13 protein-coding genes and 1 riboswitch are annotated in these 18,086 nt (G+C 50.9%); of the genes, 3 read left to right on the top strand and 10 right to left on the bottom strand.

Annotated features, from left to right (window positions below; translation table 11 throughout):
* Nucleotides 1-19: 19 nt before the first annotated feature.
* Nucleotides 20-4,765, bottom strand: coding sequence for a pectinesterase family protein (locus tag J2X61_RS17925; RefSeq protein WP_310189520.1), 4,746 nt, complete (start codon nucleotides 4,763-4,765; stop codon nucleotides 20-22).
* A gap of 421 nt (nucleotides 4,766-5,186) precedes the next feature.
* Between J2X61_RS17925 and J2X61_RS17920 the strand changes: the two genes are divergently transcribed.
* A complete protein-coding gene (locus J2X61_RS17920) occupies nucleotides 5,187-5,591 on the top strand; it encodes a VOC family protein (RefSeq protein ID WP_274470566.1) in 405 nt (134 codons plus the stop codon).
* A 3-nt stretch (nucleotides 5,592-5,594) separates the two neighbouring features.
* The gene (locus J2X61_RS17915; protein WP_310189518.1) at nucleotides 5,595-5,732 is read left to right on the top strand and encodes a hypothetical protein; all 138 of its coding nucleotides are present in this window, start codon (nucleotides 5,595-5,597) and stop codon (nucleotides 5,730-5,732) included.
* A gap of 524 nt (nucleotides 5,733-6,256) precedes the next feature.
* On the opposite strand, the gene J2X61_RS17910 is transcribed toward J2X61_RS17915, so the two are convergent.
* From J2X61_RS17910 to J2X61_RS17870, 9 genes are all read right to left on the bottom strand, one after another.
* Nucleotides 6,257-7,243: a LacI family DNA-binding transcriptional regulator gene (locus J2X61_RS17910; protein ID WP_310189516.1), complete on the bottom strand. Its 987-nt coding sequence runs from the start codon at nucleotides 7,241-7,243 to the stop codon at nucleotides 6,257-6,259.
* Nucleotides 7,244-7,267: 24 nt separating this feature from the next.
* Complete coding sequence (locus J2X61_RS17905) at nucleotides 7,268-8,023, bottom strand: SDR family oxidoreductase (protein ID WP_274470570.1); 756 nt, start codon at nucleotides 8,021-8,023, stop codon at nucleotides 7,268-7,270.
* A 20-nt stretch (nucleotides 8,024-8,043) separates the two neighbouring features.
* Nucleotides 8,044-8,871 (bottom strand): phytanoyl-CoA dioxygenase family protein, encoded by an 828-nt coding sequence (locus J2X61_RS17900; protein ID WP_310189515.1) that lies wholly within the window; start codon nucleotides 8,869-8,871, stop codon nucleotides 8,044-8,046.
* Between the two features lie 118 nt (nucleotides 8,872-8,989).
* Nucleotides 8,990-10,528, bottom strand: a complete 1,539-nt coding sequence (locus tag J2X61_RS17895; RefSeq protein ID WP_310189514.1) for an extracellular solute-binding protein — start codon at nucleotides 10,526-10,528, stop codon at nucleotides 8,990-8,992.
* Nucleotides 10,529-10,625: 97 nt separating this feature from the next.
* Entirely contained in the window at nucleotides 10,626-11,486 is an 861-nt protein-coding gene (locus J2X61_RS17890; protein WP_274470574.1) for a carbohydrate ABC transporter permease, read from the bottom strand.
* On the bottom strand, nucleotides 11,480-12,340 hold the full coding sequence (locus tag J2X61_RS17885; protein WP_379240391.1) for an ABC transporter permease: 861 nt from the start codon (nucleotides 12,338-12,340) through the stop codon (nucleotides 11,480-11,482). The genes J2X61_RS17890 and J2X61_RS17885 overlap by 7 nt, the downstream gene beginning before the upstream one ends.
* Nucleotides 12,341-12,570: 230 nt before the next feature.
* The gene (locus J2X61_RS17880) at nucleotides 12,571-14,322 is read right to left on the bottom strand and encodes a sensor histidine kinase (RefSeq protein ID WP_310189512.1); all 1,752 of its coding nucleotides are present in this window, start codon (nucleotides 14,320-14,322) and stop codon (nucleotides 12,571-12,573) included.
* Nucleotides 14,323-14,365: 43 nt separating this feature from the next.
* On the bottom strand, nucleotides 14,366-15,154 hold the full coding sequence (locus tag J2X61_RS17875) for a response regulator transcription factor (protein WP_310189511.1): 789 nt from the start codon (nucleotides 15,152-15,154) through the stop codon (nucleotides 14,366-14,368).
* Between the two features lie 171 nt (nucleotides 15,155-15,325).
* Nucleotides 15,326-16,057 (bottom strand): MBL fold metallo-hydrolase, encoded by a 732-nt coding sequence (locus J2X61_RS17870; protein WP_274470929.1) that lies wholly within the window; start codon nucleotides 16,055-16,057, stop codon nucleotides 15,326-15,328.
* 100 nt (nucleotides 16,058-16,157) lie between these two features.
* On the opposite strand from J2X61_RS17870, the gene J2X61_RS17865 reads away from it, so the two are divergent.
* The gene (locus tag J2X61_RS17865) at nucleotides 16,158-17,906 is read left to right on the top strand and encodes a sensor histidine kinase (protein WP_274470579.1); all 1,749 of its coding nucleotides are present in this window, start codon (nucleotides 16,158-16,160) and stop codon (nucleotides 17,904-17,906) included.
* Between the two features lie 74 nt (nucleotides 17,907-17,980).
* A riboswitch (purine riboswitch) is annotated at nucleotides 17,981-18,079 on the top strand.
* Nucleotides 18,080-18,086: the final 7 nt, after the last annotated feature.

Genomic DNA, 18,086 nt, shown 5'->3' with positions numbered 1-18,086 from the left:
GTATCCTCCCCATTTAGCCTTACTTCAGCTCGATTACATCGGATACAGGTTGCATATGGACGACATGATCCCAAATGAAAACTTTTAACGTATACCCGCTCACATCATCAGGAAGCTTCATACGTGCAGCGAATTGCTCAGCATCTCCATTGGCTACAGTCTCCGCCGTACTTATGAACTTAATCAGGTTGTTGTGCTCATCATAGAGACCGGTAAACATCACAGCGTCTTTCGTGGGAGCAATGAAATTATCAACCTGCCCCATAACAACAATATCCTTACCTGGCGCCAATTTTGTAACGACTTGTCCGTTGTCATCATAGAAGTTGATCGTCGTTGCTTTATACGTATAGGTAACCTGATAGTTCGTTGTCGTTACATAACCGTAGTCATCAGCCGCTTTGATTTCGATCTCATTCATGCCAGGCAGCAAAATCAAAGTGGCGTTAAATGGTTCATCCTTCTTTACGTGCAGACTTGTTTGTTCACCAGCCAGCTTAACGGGCACTCCATTATTCGTAATGGTTAATGTGCTCTGTTTGTTTACTTTGCCGCTGATAGGCAGCAAAGCGCTATACACTTGGCTTGCCGGTTCTGCGGAAGTCATCGTAATGACAGGGGGCACGGAAGCGGAAGCCGTGGGAACGACACTTACTATCGCGGACGGAATGCTCTCCCCGCTTGCATTGCTTGCGGTTACGACGAAGTAATGCGTCTGTTCGTTAGCCAGACCTTTAATTTCCGCTTGATAGGTGGAATCGGTAACTGTTTTGGCAATTGTAAAAGGCCCCTGCGGATTCGCGCTTTGTTTGACGGTATAAGACGTTGCTGTTGGCAGTGCATCCCATGTGATGAGCGCACTCGCATCATACGGCTTAGCGGCAACATTCTTCGGAGCGACCGGCTTCCCTTCATTCGAATCAAAAGCAACCGTTCCATCCGCCATCACAATTCGGACATCTTCAAATGTCGCTGTAATACGCTTGCTTGCATTCGCTGAAGTAGCCAGCAAGCCTACGTAAAGCTCCTTGGGATTACCATTGGCGTCCAAACCGAGGTTCGTAGCAGTAGCAGAGCTGATAATCAAGGAATCGGATGCAATGGGCTCCTTAGGGATGGGAGAGGAGCTGATAATCGATGTGATTTTATCTCCAACCTTGGTTAATTGCAGATAAGCCGTACCATTAAGCGGGAAGTTATTATTGGAGCCATTTGAAGAACCGTTGTACCGGAACATTTTTCTCCCGCCTACCGCTGTGCTGGCATATTGCTCTAATTGTGTAAAGTGATAACTGTTGGGATCAAGACTCTCCCTGATCGTCAATCCTGGATTGCCGTAAATCCCCGGTCCATAGCCGACGAATGCAGCTTTTGCACTGATCGTATAATCACCTTTGATCTTAACGGCTTTTAGATAAAACTGGTCGAGTCCGGTGGCGTTTTTATTAATACCCGTACCTGAACCGGTGAGCGTGAATACATTCGTATCATCGTCAAAACTCGAAGAACCTGCGAGCGCCGGACTGCCCACATCCGCACCCATGAAATCCTCCGGCTTGATTCTTGCATGGCTCCCCGGAGTTACGCTTACGATATTCGAAGCGGCACTTTCTCCATACTCGTTGCTTGCCGTCACAACGAAATTGTAGGTTGTTCCATAGGTTAAACCGGAATAGGTATAGGAAGTTATTGTCGCATCGTTGACCGTTTGGACCATTGGATAGACACCGCTGGATGTACCGCCTTTAATCTGATACGATGTTGCTCCCGGTACGGCGTTCCATGTAAGCTTTGCCGAAGCTCCCCCCGCTATTGCATCGATAGAAGGTGCGGATGGCGCAGTCCCTGAAACGCCGGGTGTTACGGTCACGACATTTGAATTTACGCTTCCGCCATAGCTATCGGATGCCGTTACGATAAACTGATAGGCCGTTCCGTTCATCAGACCGGAGTATGTATACGAAGTAACAGTCGGATTATCCACCGAGTAGACCATGTTATAAACCGTACTGTCCGCCGTCCTCCCTTTCACCGTGTAGTAAGTGGCGCCTGTGACGGTAGTCCATGTAAGGGTAGCATTTCCGTTTCCGGCATATGCCGTAATGACCGGTGCGGTCGCGCCGGGGGTATAATACTTCGGCAGCCAATCGCTGCCCAAATAATCAGTTACGTTAGTAACGGCGGTGTCAGCGGTAAGCACATATCCTCTTCTCGATGATGTATCCACCGGCTGACCGTTATAAGTCGTGTTATATTCATAGAAGCTTGCGTTCTCCGGCGTAGAGTTGCTCATCGACGTCCAGCCCTGCGGGGCAATTAAGGAGCTGTCTTGAAGTCTCGTATCCAGAAATTTCACTTTGGCCTCTTGTCCCCAAGGTCTTCCGAAATAACCGGGCGCCTGGATCTTGCCTTGTGTACCGGTTATCGTAGCTCCCTTGAACAAATAGCCGAAAAATTGCGGATTGCTTGCCGCAGAAGGCTTGGCCGCCGTAATGTAGCCTCCTGACCCTGTATCGCTATATCCAGTAAAGTTCAAGATACAATTATCGAATACCGCATTGCCATCACCGAAAATATAGTCCGTATTCCCCTCTATGAAACAGTCTTTGTAATACTGATTCGTTACGGAATTACCGGTATACAGGGTATCCTGGCTTGACAGGAATTTGCTGTTATAGAATTCTACATTATCGGCTTCAACCCCCACAGCCGCTGCTCTTTCCGTTGCTGCTCGGGAAGTGGCATCCATCCCCATCGTTCTTACGGTAAGATTCGTCGGCGTGCTGATCGTCGTCACTTGTACGCCGTCATCCAGCTCCTCCTGCGTAACATATTTATTGAACGAATTCTCGAAGACGATGCTTTCGGCTCTAAACCCTTTGGCGGCGCTCGTTAAGAAAACGGTAGCTCCCCACTTGAAGTTGCCTGGGTAGCCTTTGGCATATTTGTCGAAGGCGCGGTCTTCGTTATAGGAACCATCCGGTCCTGCACTGTAGTAATCATAACCGACGCCGTAGTACCAGGTGATTTTGACTTCCTTACTCGGATCTGTATTGACAAAGCTAATATAAGGAGTGGTCACTTTCAATTGTTCCCGGTAGACGCCGGGTGCAATATGGATCGTAATTCGCTGCGCTTCACTTGCCGGATTCATCCGCGCAGCAGTCGCAAGCGCTTCCCTGATCGTGGTGAAATAGTTTGCCTTGGTGCTGTCTCCCACATAGAGATCGCCGACCCATGGAAGTGCAGAAAGTGGCGTTGTTGTCGAAAATTTCACATTCTTTGTTACGCTGCTTCCGCTCACCACGACATGTCCGATCGTCGAATAGGTGGGATCCGTGCTAGTGGCCGATACGGCGTAGGCGCCATCTCGAAGGCTAACTGTGTATCCCCCGTCTATCCCATTGCCCGAGCCGGTCACGGTACCTGGATAGCTATAACCGTCATCCACATTCGTAAATGTCATGCTGGAAACGGCAACAGTCGGCGGCAGCCCTACGAAAGCACCCGTTGCCATATAAACCGCTTTCTTGGCAACCGTAATATCTTGCGTCATGTTCGTGCTTGTATGGACGCTGCTTCCGCCCGTAAGCTCATAATCGTTCACCCCAGAGAGCACGGTTGAGTATGCTACGCCTGCTCTGACATCGACAGAGTACGTCATACTCGCCTTATTGAGATCAGCCTCAACGGCCGGAGCGAGACTTCCTTCTGGCGGGTTGAATGTGATTTTGAAATGATCCAAGTTATATCCGCTATCAAAACCCGCGATGCTGCCACTTACTGTCGACATGGGGGTTTGGGCTACGTCCAAATGATGATCATTGATACCGCTTACAATTTGTGCAGTCGAAGTGATCAAGGTTTTCGTAGTGTCGGAAATCGAATACTCCGAATTGACGCCTTGCAGAACAGCCGTGTACGTATAATCGGCATTCAGAGTCGCCTCATAAGTCCCGTCCGGGTCAAGCGTTGCCTTGAGAATATCCCCGGTTGATTCGTTCTGGAAAACAAGCGAGTGCCCCGAAATCGCATATCCATTCAGATTCAGCATGCCGCTTACCTTAACGCCGGGCGTTCTGACGATTCTTGCGATATTCGGTTTTACACTTGCCGTGGAATTTGTAAAATAAATTTTCAAGCTGCCGGAATCTTTCGCTAAATACGTCACTTTCTTGCCGTTTTGATCCACGGTATCCGTGCCTTTTTTCGTTGTTCCATTCGATGTACTGGTCAAATCAAAATTAACATTGGACGTGCCGGTACCGTTCGTCACAAATCCATAAAGCGTAATGGTATCTCCTGCCACCACATTGTCGAGCTTGATATACTTCGTGGTATCGTCCCCGTTACCGGCTGAGTAGATAGAACCTTTGGACACATATCCGTCGCTAAAGGTCTTGCTTGTAGGATTGCCATACGATAATGCACCGTTCGCGCTCCCGTCGTAATAGTAAAGTCTGTTATGAGTGCCGGATGTAAATAAAGTTAAATCGCCGAACGGTGTATTCGCCTTAAACACACCTTTAGCGGGCGAACCTCCCGTGGAAACATAGTCGGTTAGTCCATTGAGCAGGCTGACCGTGATCTGGTTGACATAGGCTTCCTCAGGAGCTTCTGCTCCACCGAAATCCCACACGTCAAAGCTTCTGGTATTCGTCGTATCAATTGCCAGAACTGTGCTGCTGCCTATACCTAATAACGTAGTGGACAGCATGAGAAACACCATTAGTTTGCTGATGCAGCTTTGTAATCGTTTGTCCATTTCATTCTCCTTTGTCGTAGTTTGGAAAATTCGATTTCGATCTGTCCAGCCTGCATAGCCGCAACTTTCCTACCCCTGATTTCAACTATGCAACAATAGTTCTCCCCCTAACTTATTAATATTTATTTATTATGGCCTCTACGGCCAATGCCAGGCTATAGCTATTAGATAACCTCTTGGGCTGATAACCTTATTAACTGCGTAATAGCTTCTAATTAACTTCATGTGCTTGATCGTACAAAGCCCGCTGGGCGCCCTCCCCGTACCTTAATTAGGATATCGAATAGCTACTGACACACTGTTGTCAGCAGCGTTTTTTTATAATTGGAGTAAGTCAGGAGTGGGTGTTAAATGCAAAGAATTTGGGCCCCAAATGATAGGACACGTATTGTATTATTTGTTATAGGAAGGATGTTATCTCGTGAATTTTGCTTCAGTACGTATCATTACCGACGACGTGGATCGTCTCGTCGAGTTCTATGAGAAAGTCATGGGGGTTTCGGCGGAGCGCCTCGCGCCCGTCTTTGCTGAACTCATTGTGCCATCGTGTACGCTGGCGATCGGCCACTCCCAGACGGTGCAGCTGTTCGGCGCTGGTTCCGCAGCGGCAGCCGACAATCGCACGGTCATCATCGAGTTCCGCGTCCACGATGTTGACGCCGAATACGAGCGCTTGAAGCCGATTGTCAATGAGTGGGTCAAGGAACCTACTACGATGCCGTGGGGGAACCGTGCTACGCTGTTTCGCGATCCCGACGGCAACCTGATTAACTTCTTCACGCCGGTGACTGAGGAAGCGATCAAACGGTTTAGCGGCAGGCGGTGACGGGTGACACGGCGACTGCAGGAGGTGGAGGAGCGCTATGAAAAAGCGGTTAAGGTTCTTGGTGAGAAAGAACTCGAAATAGAAATCCTCCGAGAACTATTAAAAAAGAAAAACCCCGCTTATCAGAAAAATTCGAAGTAGCAGACCCATTCATTAAGCGGGGTGAGCCAGCAGCAGTTGTACTGCGCATCCTTGGGTTATCGGAGTCAACATACTACGAACGTAAGAAAAGAGCGACTTGTAGGCAGACCGAACATCCAACAGAATGTCACCGCCGGGGACGCCCTGTTCCAGGCTACTCTTTTACAGTAACAGGTGAGAAAGTTAGCGATGAGCAAATTAACGAGTGGCTGCTTGAGCTCGTTGAAGGCGAGGAACACGTCTATGGATACAAGCTGCTGGCGAAATGCATCCGCGACAAGCACCAGGTGAAATTGAATAAAAAGAAAGCACATCGTCCGAAAAATCATATACATTATCGCTTGGGAGCTGCTGCGGGTGAGACGGGGGGTTTGTGCGAACACGGGGATCTAGCGGTATTGCTGAGCTGATAGCCGCTCGGTCTAAGCCCCCTCCGCGGGTAAGCTTCGCTTACCCAAAACAAAAAAACCGGCCTCGGCCGGTTTTTCGCATGATCCTATTTAGCTTGCGGAGCCAAGCCTATCTCATCCTTGCGTAGAACCCCGAACAATCAATTCACCCGCGAATAACGGCTGCTGAATCTCTTGTCCTTCGATCGTGTCCAGCAGCATTTTCATGGCGGCTTCCCCCATCTGCGGACGGGGATAATGAATGACCGTGAGCGGAGGATCAGTCTGAGACGACATCAGGATGTTCTCGCACCCGGCAACGGCAAGCTGCCCGGGAACCTGCACGCCCGCTACGCGGCAAGCCGCCAGACAGCCGGCCGCCATCAAATCGTTGGCGCACACCAGCGCACTGAATCTGGCCGAGCCGCTGCTCCATGCCGAAGTCAGCGCTCGTTCGGCCTGCTCAAACTTGCCGCCGCCAACCAGCAGATCCTCTGAGTGCCACTCGCAGCCCATTTCCTTCAACGCATGAAGGAACGCCTGCCAGCGGACGCCATAATGCTGCGCCTTCTTTCCGCCGCCCATGAAGCCGATCCGCGTGTGGCCCTGCTGCTGCAAATGACGGACAAGCTTCACCATCTCCGCTTCCCAGTCCAAATCGATATGAGGAATCTGCAGTTCTCCCCCATCCGGCTTCAGAACGGATGCGACCGGAATACCCAGCGACCGGAAGTGGTCCACCAACTGCGGCTGCAAGGACTGGCCCAGCAGCAGGATTCCGTCCACCCGTCCCATGAACAAGCTCTTCAGCTGCTCCTCTTCCTCTTGGCTGTACGTTTGGAAGAAAACGAAATAGCCCCGGTCTTTCGCCTGTTGTTCGATACTAATGAGAAGACCGGCCTCGAACGGATTGCCGAGATAGTTAATCAAGACGGCGATCTGCCGCGACTTTTTCGTTTTCAAACTCTGCGCCAGCAGATTCGGCTGGTAGCCCAGCTCACGCACGGCTTCCAACACTTTCTGGCGCGTCTCTTCCTTCACAATCTTCCGATTGTTCAATACATAGGAGACGACCGCGGAGGAAACCCCTGCGCGGTCGGCTACGTCTTTCCTGCTTACCATGCTTCTTCACCCTAACAGGATTAATCAAATGCCGAACGTGTTGCCTCCGTTCACGGATAGACATTGTCCGGTAATAAAGGCCGATTCCGGCGATGCCATGAATACGACGGCTGCCGCGATATCCGCCGGCTCTCCGACCCGCCCCAGCGGCACGCCTGCGCGGTAGCCGTCCGTGTTGGCCCCGGCATGCCGCTCAACGGGAATCCATCCGGGAGCGATCAGATTGACGCGGATGCCGTGCGGCCCCAATTCGCTGGCCCAGGAACGCGTCATCCCCACCATCGAGGACTTAGCAGTTACATAGCTGGAGAAGTTGGCGTTGCCGATCTGCACGACTTCGCTTCCGATGTTAATAATACTTCCCGCTCCCGCAAGCTTCATACCCGGCAGCACCGCTTGGGTCAGCAGCAAAGGCGCCTTCACGAAAAACTCCAGCTGATCCATGTACGTTTGCCAGGTGCTCTCCTCAATGGATACCATCGGCTGCGGCCCTGTCGCATTATTGACGAGAATATCGATATGGCTGCCGAAATGCCGCTCCACACGCGATACGAGCTCCGCCACTTCCGCCTCATTCGTGACGTTCGCGCGGAACGCGGCGGCAGTGCCCCCCGCAGCGGTGATCATACGCACCGTTTCCTCCGCATCCTGGATGCTGTTCGCATAGTTGACGGCCACCTGAGCTCCCGCTGCTGCAAGCGCAGCTGCGATATGGCGTCCCAGTCCGCGGGAAGCTCCGGTGACAAGCGCAATCTTGCCTTCCAGCTTGGCTCCTTGCAAGGCGTTCCCCTCCAACATGGTTATTTGTAAACACTTTGTCCAGCGTCATGAATATAGAACTCCTTCAATGGTACCATAGATTCCTGCGGAACATAATACTTGAACGGATTATCGTCGATAACGCCCAGCAATTGCTTCCGGTAGGGGGATGCAGTCGCCAGCAGCCTGTCGGATGCGGTGCGGTAATCGATCGGTCTCATCCAGATCGGACTGTAGCCCAGGAACAGTTGGCGGCGAGTGAAGTCGGAATGGTTAGGCGCTCCGGCATGCCACAGATTTTGCGGGAAAATGAACACGTCGCCAGGCTTTCCGCACACTTGAACCTCGCCGTCCACCTTGCCCCGAACGTCCTGGCTCTCCGGTTGAAACGGTTTGTTATGCGAGCCCGGGATCACTTTGGTATTGCCGCGGTCCGGCTCCGACATATCACTCAAAATGTAGCAAGTCTTGATGTAGTACGTAGAGGTAATGCCGTTCTGCTTAGGGAATTGCGGGTGCGGGCCGTCCTGGTGCCAGTTGATGAAGCTCTGCGACTCGGTCTTCACATCGTTCGGATTCGGCTTCCGAATCGTTAAATGCGAGATATGCAGTTGAATGTTATAACCCAGCAAATTCACCATCAGCGGCAGCAGCGTCGGTTCGTCGATGAGTGAAGCAATTTCATCGTCGCGTTCCACACTGTTATAGATATTGTAAGCCAGCGTTTCCGGCTCCTCAGCTACGATTCGGTCGATGGCTGCGTTCAGCCGGTCCACTTTCTCCTGGGATAATACGTTTCGCAGAATGAGATACCCATCCTCGTGAAATTGTTTCGTTAATGCGGCAATATCTAAGGTTTGTTGCGTCATGGTCAATCGCTCCTTTTATAAAGTTTATGATGTAATCCCATCATACCCGTTTAATTTACACGTGTAAATAGTTGTTTAAAAGGGGGAAGGAAGCACAAGCTCCTTCCTTCCGTCCCGTTTACTTCACATATCCGAGTTCTTTCACTCGTTTCTCCGCCGCATCCAAATAAGCTTTATAGTTCATTGATCCTTCCAGCGTTTTGAGGAAAGCGTCATATTCGCTGAGCGGACGTTTGCCATAGATGAATTTGGAGAACTCCTCCTCAATATACCGGCCTGCATCGGCAGCGTTATACCCATTCGGCAAATCAACAAAGCCTGCCAAACCGTCGATATGCGGCTGCTTACTCGCGAATTCCATAAATTTAGCTTGAGGCCCGAATTTCACCGTCAAATATTCCATTTCCGGACGGCCGGCGAACTGATACAGCCAGAAATATCCGCCTTCTTTGCCCATCAAATCGGTCGGAACCACTTTATTGCCATCGAGATTATAGTGCTTGCCTTTCACGCCATACTGCACCAGCAAGGAGCCATCCTTGGATGACACATAGTTGAGCAAATCGATAACCTTTTGCAGCTTCTCCGGATTTTTCTCGAGCGACTTCGGAATGGCATATAGCGCAGCCGCCCGGCCAATATCGTAGGCGCTGGCATATTTGCCGCCAGGTCCTTTAATCGCATCGACCTGCACCCATTTGGCATTCGGATTCACTGCTTTAATCTGCTCGACGAATTGATCTTTCGTCACATTCGGCCAATCCAGATAGACGATTCCCGCCTGTCCTTTGATCGCCTTCTGCTGATGCTGGAGACCCGTGTTGGCTAGAAGCTCAGGATCCACCGAGCCGGAAGCGATCATTTTCTGCACGAACGCAAGCGCATCCTTCATCCCTGGGTCATACAAGGAATTGACGACTTTATTATCTTTGACATATACGGTTGGCGTGCCGCCGTCCATCCCGACGCCATAAGCTCCGAATACGGTGTCAAATGCGCTGAGCTTACCGCCTGTAAGGCCATACGTATCTTTCTTGCCGTTACCGTCAGGATCTTTCTCCGTGAATGCTTTCGAAACCTCCAGCAGTTCCTCCGGTGTCGTAGGAATTTTCAAGTTCAGCTTATCGAGCCAATCCTGGCGGATCCAATACGTATTGTAAGGAACCTGCGGGGATTTGGCGATGGCGTATGTTTTGCCGTTCAGCATCCCTTTCTTCAAGCTGTCAGCCCCGATGAAATCCTGCACCGGTTTCAATTTATCCAAGTAAGGCGTAAGATCGAGCAGCAATCCTTGCTCGGAGAACTGTTTCAATTGCTGGCGGTCTACAGCGAATAAATCAGGGAAATTAGCGGAAGACATCCGCACGTTAAGCTGATTTTTGTAATCATCGCCGGATGCGTATACAGTCAAATTCAGATCCGTATTGAGCGCTTTATCTAGCTCCTGCTTAATAATATCCTGATCCGGAGACGGCAAGCCATTGCCGGTTTCGATAATGTCGAGCTTGACAGGCTTGGTGCTGGCCGCCGGTTTGCCGCTTTCCGCCGCTTTGTCAGCCGGCTTGTCGGCCGCAGGCGTTCCGCCGCATCCGGCAATCAAGGTGCCGCCGGCGAATGTCATGGCGAGAAGAATTGGTACGAGCAATTTCTTTTTCATTGATACCCCTTCTTTCTGTGGATAATGAAAGTTGCTTCTATTGTCGCCGAGAGCGGAACGAACCAGGCTGCAGTCCTGACGAATTCCGCAGCCGGGGTCAACCTTTGACAGAGCCCATCAGCATGCCTTTGGTGAAATGCTTTTGAATGAACGGATACACGAGAATGATCGGCAAGCTGGCCGCAACGACGGATGCCATCTGCATCGTTTCGGTTGGCAGCATATTTTCTGCATTTTCCAGCGGTTGTTGGGTCAACATAAGAATTTCGCGAATAATGACCTGCAACGGGAACAAATTACGGTCTGTCACATACATGATCGCTTGGAAAAACTCATTCCAATGGCCGACCATATAGAACAGGCCGATCGTCAGCATCGACGGAATCGAGAGCGGGAGCACGATTTGCCACAAAATCCGAAATTCCTTCGCGCCGTCCATCCGAGCGGATTCGAACAGCTCTTCCGGCAGGTTCTCGAAGAAGCTCTTCATAATCAGAATGTTAAAGCTCCAAATCGCATTCGGCAAAATCATAGACCACACGGAATCGAGGAGTCCTAATGACTTGACAATCAAGTACGTCGGGATAAGCCCCCCGCTGAACAGCATCGTGAATACGACCATAAGAAGGAAGAAGCTTCTGCCCGGAAGATTGCGCCGGCTAAGCGGATAAGCCATTAGAGAAGTCAATATCAGGTTGACGATTGTACCAACGACTGTGATGAAAATCGTGATCCAGAACGCCCGGGGAATATTGGTTTCAGTGAACAGCTTGTGGTAAGCGGTGAACGTGATCGATTTAGGGATGAGAATAAAGCCACCGTTCTTGAGCACCTCGGAGAACGGCGTGATGGATACCGACACGACATACATCAGGGGTAATATGGCCGCCAATGCCGTCAGTCCAAGGACAACAACGACGATCGTATTGACGATCCTGTCCTCCCAGCCTCTTACCATATCCCATCCCCCCATTTCTTGGACAAATGATTGGAACCGAGCACCAGCACGAGTCCGATCACCGATTTGAACAATCCGACGGCCGCCCCCAGCGAGAAGTTCAGCTGCTGCAGACCTGTGCGGAACACCCACGTGTCGAGAATATCCGCAACTTGATACACTTGAATGTTATACAAAATATAGATCTGATCGAAACCGGCATCCATGATATGGCCCAGCTTCAGAATCAGCAGCAGCACAATGACATTCCGAATGCCCGGCAGTGTAATATGCCAAATCATGCGCAGCCGGCTTGCGCCATCCACACGGGCCGCTTCGTACAAGGTCGGATCGATCGCCGTCATCGCCGCTAAATAAATGATTGCGCCCCAACCGAGATCTTTCCAAACCTCGGAGCTGACCAGAATCGTCCGGAAATAATCAATCGATGTCATGAAGCCGATCGACTGCCCTCCCGCATCTTCAATCCAGCGGTTGACGATCCCGGAGTTTTGCGACAGCAAAGCGATTAATATGCCGTAAATAATAACCCACGATAAGAAATGCGGCATATAGGTCAGCGTTTGGACCGCCGTTTTAAACCATTTCAGCCTGCACTCATTGAGCAGCAGCGCCATAATGATCGGCGGGGCCATCCCGAACACCAGCTTGTAAATGCTAATGACGAACGTGTTGACCATCAGCTGTCCGAAATAAGGCGAATTGAAAAACGTTTGGAAATGCTTGTACCATGGATCCGCCCACCCGCTGCCCATAATGCCGTCCAAAATTTGAAAATCCTTGAACGCAATGATGACGCCATACATCGGTATATACTTGAAAATCACATAGTAGATAACGCCGGGCAACAGCATGAGATAAAAAGCCCGAAATGCCCAAACCTGCTTGGTGGATAATTTAAGTCTGGATGCCTTGGTCTTGCTCCCGGCTTTCGTTTCCTGTCCGACTACGATTTGCTGTTCCATTCGACCACCTCTTTCCGTCTGATCCCTTGCTTCCCACCGGGTTGACTTTAGTATAGCAAGCGCTTACAGCGGAAAATATACAGGGATCCAGTAAAAATGTTCGAATTTTTGCAAACGCTTTATTCTTCTTTTCCTGCATGCTCCACAGCCGGCAGTTCAATTCGAATCATCGTGCCGACCTCCGGCAGAGAGAAAATCGATAACCCGTACCCCGCTCCGAAATGGAGCCCGATTCGCTCGTGCACGTTCATAATGCCAATTCCGGTAAATCTGTGCTTGTTCGGCGCCTTATGACGCTCCGTGAACAAGCTGTCGAGCTGCTCCCGGTTCATGCCCAGTCCGTTATCCCTGATCGTAATAACCAGCTTATCCTTTACGCATTTGGTCCGAATCCGAATCGTTCCGGTCCGCTTGAGCGGAACCAGCCCGTGGAAAATGGCATTCTCCACTAACGGCTGCAGCGTTAACTTCAGCATCGTTTGGGAGAGTGTCTCCGGTGCGGCATCGATCTCCATCGTGAACTTATCGCCATAGCGGACCTTCTGAATATAGGCGTACATGCGCAAACCTTCCAGTTCGTCCTCCAGCGTAACGAATTCCGTACTTTTATCGAAGCTGAAAGATAGCAGCCCGACCAGCGCCTTGATCGTTTCCCGCACCTCGACGATTTTGTGCTGCTTGGCCAGAGAGCTGATGCAGGCGAGCGTATTGTACAAAAAGTGCGGCGCGATCTGACTTTGCAGCATCTTCAGCTCGAATTGCTTCTTGCGGCGCTCCGCTTCCTTCGTCTCGTGCATGAGCAGATGAATCCGCTCCATCATCGCATTGTAGCTTCGCGCCAATCGGCCGATCTCGTCGTTCCCGGTGGCGTGGATGCTATGCAGCACCTCCATATCGCGAACCCGGTCCATCTTCGCAACCAACGTGCGGACAGGCAGTGTAATGTAACGGCTGATCATATAGGTGCTGGCCAGGACGATGAAAATCCAGAACACGCCTGCCGTGCTGAAATTTCGGTACAAGCTGCGTATATTTTGATAGAAAAAGCTATTTTCATAGAAAGCGATGAAATGCCAGCCCAAATTATTCAATCCGGATTTCACAGCAACCAAATCGCCTTGCGGTCCTTCAATCTCTGATGCGCCAAGGGGCAGCTCCGCTATTTGCTCCACGAAGCCGGTATCCAGCTCCGGCGGGAAGACGGACGTATTGTAAGGCAGCAGCCGGTAGGAGCTGAGAGGAAGTCCGGAATCGAATGAGTGGACGACGTTTCGTTTATTGGTAATAATGGCGAACGTTTGATTTTTGGTATTCATGAATTGAGCGAGCAGGTTCGTCAACTGGACGAGATCGATTTCCACGACGGCGATCCCTTTGAGCGACTTCGTTGACCCGGACGGAATGGGCAGAACGAATGCCACCGTTTTCCCCGACATCGGGGATTGGTACGGCTCTGTGATGAACATTCCGTAAGTTTGCTTGGCTTTGGCAAGCAGCAGCGGAATTTGGGGGTTGCCTACGATCTCGAACGTGGTTTGTGAATTGGATATGACGCCGCCGTCCGCCCGGACCAAATAAATCGATTTATACAGCGTCCTGTTCATATTCGCATACGAGCGCAGCACGTCCGCAGCTTCCTTCTCCATCCCTTCGTTCAGCAAATCATCCCGAGTAGAGATGAGCATAAGAATATTTTGCACATTATCCAAATAGGCATTCATATACAAATTCGTTCGGTCAATGATGATTTGAGCGTCCGACACGACCTGCTTCCGGAACAAATCCTCCGCTTCACGCAAGTTGATCCAGCCAAGCCCGCCTAACAGCACAAGCGTACCTATGGATAGGAATAGAAAGTGTTTGGCCACCATGCTCCATCGGCCAAACCATGAGATAAGCGCTTTCAATTTGTCATCAGCCCTTTTTATAATCTGTTGGCGCAACGCCGGTCCAATTGCGGAACAGCTGCGAGAAATAGCGGTAACTCGGAATGCCCACCTGCTCGGCTACCTCGTACACTTTCAGCGGTGTAGACTGAAGCAGATGAACAGCCTTCTCCATGCGCAGCCGGGTCACATAATCGTTGAAGGATTCTCCGGTTTCTTCCCGGAACAGACGGCTTAAATAGTACGAGCTCAGCCCCACCTCCTCGGCGATCGAAGTCAGTGTAATCGGTTCTCCCAGCTTCGTCTCGATCAATCCTTGCGCAAGCTGAACTTCCTTCCGAATCTTCTTATTGTCGCCCGCTTCCCCCTTGGACGATTGGGAGGCGTCCCGGCGCTTCCGTTCCCGTTCATATTGTCTGAGATCGGTCTCGCGTCGGATCGCTTCCCGTGCCTTCTCGACCGCTGCTTTGATGTCCCCTTCGTCGAACGAAAGCTTCGTAAAATAGTCTAACGCTCCCAGTTTTAGCGCTTCTTGGGCATAATGGAAATCGCTATGGCAAGTTAGCAGCACAAATTGGATCAGCGGATCTCTTTTTTTGACAATTCGAAAAAGCTCCAAGCCGTCCATAATCGGCATCGTTATATCCGATATCACGAGATTCGGCTTCAGGGACTCGCACAGCCCGAGAGCCTCCTCCCCATTCTCGGCTTCTCCCACAAGCTCCGCCCCGAAGGAAGACCATGGCATCGACCTCAGCTCCTGCCGAAGCGGCAGTTCATCGTCAATGATTAACACTTTTACCGGTGTAGTCGACATGCAGCGCACCACCTTGTTTATGAATTATGCTGCTTATTTACGACCATAATACCATACCTGCACGCATAGCGGACCGGACCGCCGATTTTTGTTCCTGCCGCGCAAGCCAAGAAAGCTCCCCAAAAGCAGATGGCTCTGCTTTTGAGAAGCTTGGGTACATCGTTTCTTCCCTCAGAACATATACGTCCGCAAAGGCTCCGCCAAGCGCAGCTTCCGTCCTTCATGAAACCGGTCGCGCGCTTGCGGCTGCACATAATCGTCGACATAATGCATCAGCAGCATCTTCTCCTGCATAGACTCCGGCAGCGTCAGCAGCTCGTCCAATGACGTGTGCGACGGGAGTTGATCGTCCTGCATATGACACTCATGGAAAATCGTTTGTACAGATCCGGCAATTTCACGAAGAAACGGCTCGTCCAAGCGCGTATCCCCGCTAAAGTAGAAATAAGGTCTGCACAACAGCCCGTAGCTGAGCATGTCCGGCACATGCTGCGTCCGAACCAGCTCGAAGCGCTCCCCTGCGATTTCGAACGAGTCCTCCACGCACACCACGTCGAAATAGTCCTCCAGACTCCGCTTCCCTCGCGTAGTCAGCTCCAGCCCATGGCGCATAATCTGCCATAGATCGCTTAGCAGCCCTGTCGGCACGTACAGTCTGGGCTTCGTCTTGCCGGGATAGACCCGATGGTACAGCCCCAGCTTCTGCAGGCCGTTCACATGATCCTCATGCAAGTGAGTGACGAAAATATGCTCCACCTCATTCAGCTTCATACCAAGCTGGTGCAGCCCCCCATGATTCGATTCCGGAAAATCGATGCACAGATTCGTGCCGCCGAACGCCAGCAGCGCGCTGTTATGTCCCTGCTCGACACTGAAGCCGTCGCCGCAGCCCAAGAACGTCATTTTCACACAAACGCCTCCCTTTATCAGTGAAATCAACCCCAATTGCTGCTTTATTTGTAATATGATAGCTGTAGTAAGCTGAACATTCTAGGAGGACACCATGAACACCACAAGTAAACCCAAGCTCAAGCCAAAGATTCCCTTGCGCTCATCACTCTTCATCCTCATGATTTCGCTCATTATTGTACTACTTACCGACAGCGTATTCTACTATTATACGAAACGCATGCTGACAACCGAGCTGGAAACCAAGCTGGGACTGATAGCCAATAATGTCGCCATATCTATCAAGCATTCCAAAACAGGCGAGAGATATGTGGAAAATTTGATCGGACAAAATCTGCGTACAGCGGCATTAGCGGCTCAGTATAAGCTCGATCCCGATATTGAGCAGGTGACCAACGAGGAGCTCGTTAACCTTAGTCAAGAGCTCATGATCGATCATATTACACTTATGAAACGCAGCGGCGACGACATTATCGGCTACAAATCCTCCGAACCCAAAGAAATCAACATGAGCACGAAGAACTGGAGCCGGGACTGGTTCAAAGCTTTCAATCAGCTGCTCGATACCAAAGAGACGAACGTCCTGAGCGGCCAGGCATTGCCCCATTACTGGTCAGGCCCGATGAATACGTCCATGTCCGACCCGAAATTCGTAGACAAATGGGGTTACTACTATGACGGCCGCACGAATTATATTGTCGATCCATACGTGCACGATACCTATTTCCGGGATTATCAGCGGGAAACGGGCGTAGATGCCGTTATCGACGAAATGATTCATGGCTACACCGACCATGGCGCCACAGAGATCGCCGTCTTCAACCCTCCGATATTTCTCGGACAGCAGGAGCAGTACAAGAAGGAAGGGTACACCTGGTTCACCGACCGGGAAGTTTTATTCGGCTCCTATACGATGCAAGACCCCCGGGATCGGCAATTCGTTCAATCGGCGCTGGCTTCGAAGCAAACCCAGCAAATGATGGCGACGATCGAAGGCAAATCGTACCTCAAAATGTTCATCCCGCTCCAGCTGGACATCCCTGTCGTCATCGGCCTGACAGCCGATTATGAGCAGGTGCGCAATTCCATCAAGCGGCAGCAGACGAATCTTCTGCTCTTGATCGGTTCAACCGCGCTCATCGCCTTCATCCTCGTGATTCTCAGCGTTCGTTTCATGAACCGGAATCGCGAAGCGGCGGCTGAAAGTGTACAAGGGGTCTACGTCGATCATATCGGTTCCTTGTTCCGTTCCATGAAGGAGCAGCGGCACGATTTCAACAATCATGTGGCGACCATCCATTCCTTGGTCCATCTGCAGCAATACGAGGAATTGAGCCGGTACACGTCCGAAATCATCGGAGAAACGACCGCTCTGAACGATATTATCCAGATCAATGTGCCCGCCATCAGCGCCATCGTTCAGTCCAAGGTCATCCAAGCTGTCGAACGCAAAATAACATTCGAGCATGAAATCGCCAATTTGAAGGATGTGCAGCTGAGTACCGTGAAAGCCACCGATTGGGTCCGCATCATCTCCAATCTGATCGATAATGCGTTCGATGCCGTCTCCGTATCGGACCCGAACCGCGATAAACTCGTTCGCCTGGAAGGCCAAGTGCAAGGTCATGCGCTCGTGTTCCACATCAGGAATGCCGGCGATCCGATTCCCGGAGACTTGATTGAGCGCATTTTCGAGCCGGGTTTCTCCACCAAAAAGCAGGATGCCGCACATGCGGGCTTGGGACTGAGCATCGTCAAACAGCTCGTGGACAAGTACGGCGGAACCGTTCGCGTCAGCTCCACGGAAAGCGAAACGGTATTTACGGTATCCCTGCCGCTATAAATCTAATTTCGCGAACATTATCCGATTGACAACTCCGAATGTTCGTATTATGATATTCAAGGCAAGAAGAAATAGCCACATACGTCATGATCGTTCGTATATCCTTGAGAATTGGCTTAAGGGTCTCTAGAGGAAGCCGTAACTTCCTAGCTACGACGGGTACTTGTTTACGCATACCCG

Source organism: Bacillus sp. 3255 (assembly GCF_031456485.1).
GTDB lineage: Bacteria > Bacillota > Bacilli > Paenibacillales > NBRC-103111 > Paenibacillus_E.
The sequence above is the reverse complement of the archived record's forward strand: the minus strand, read 5'-3'. Positions and strand labels throughout refer to the sequence as shown.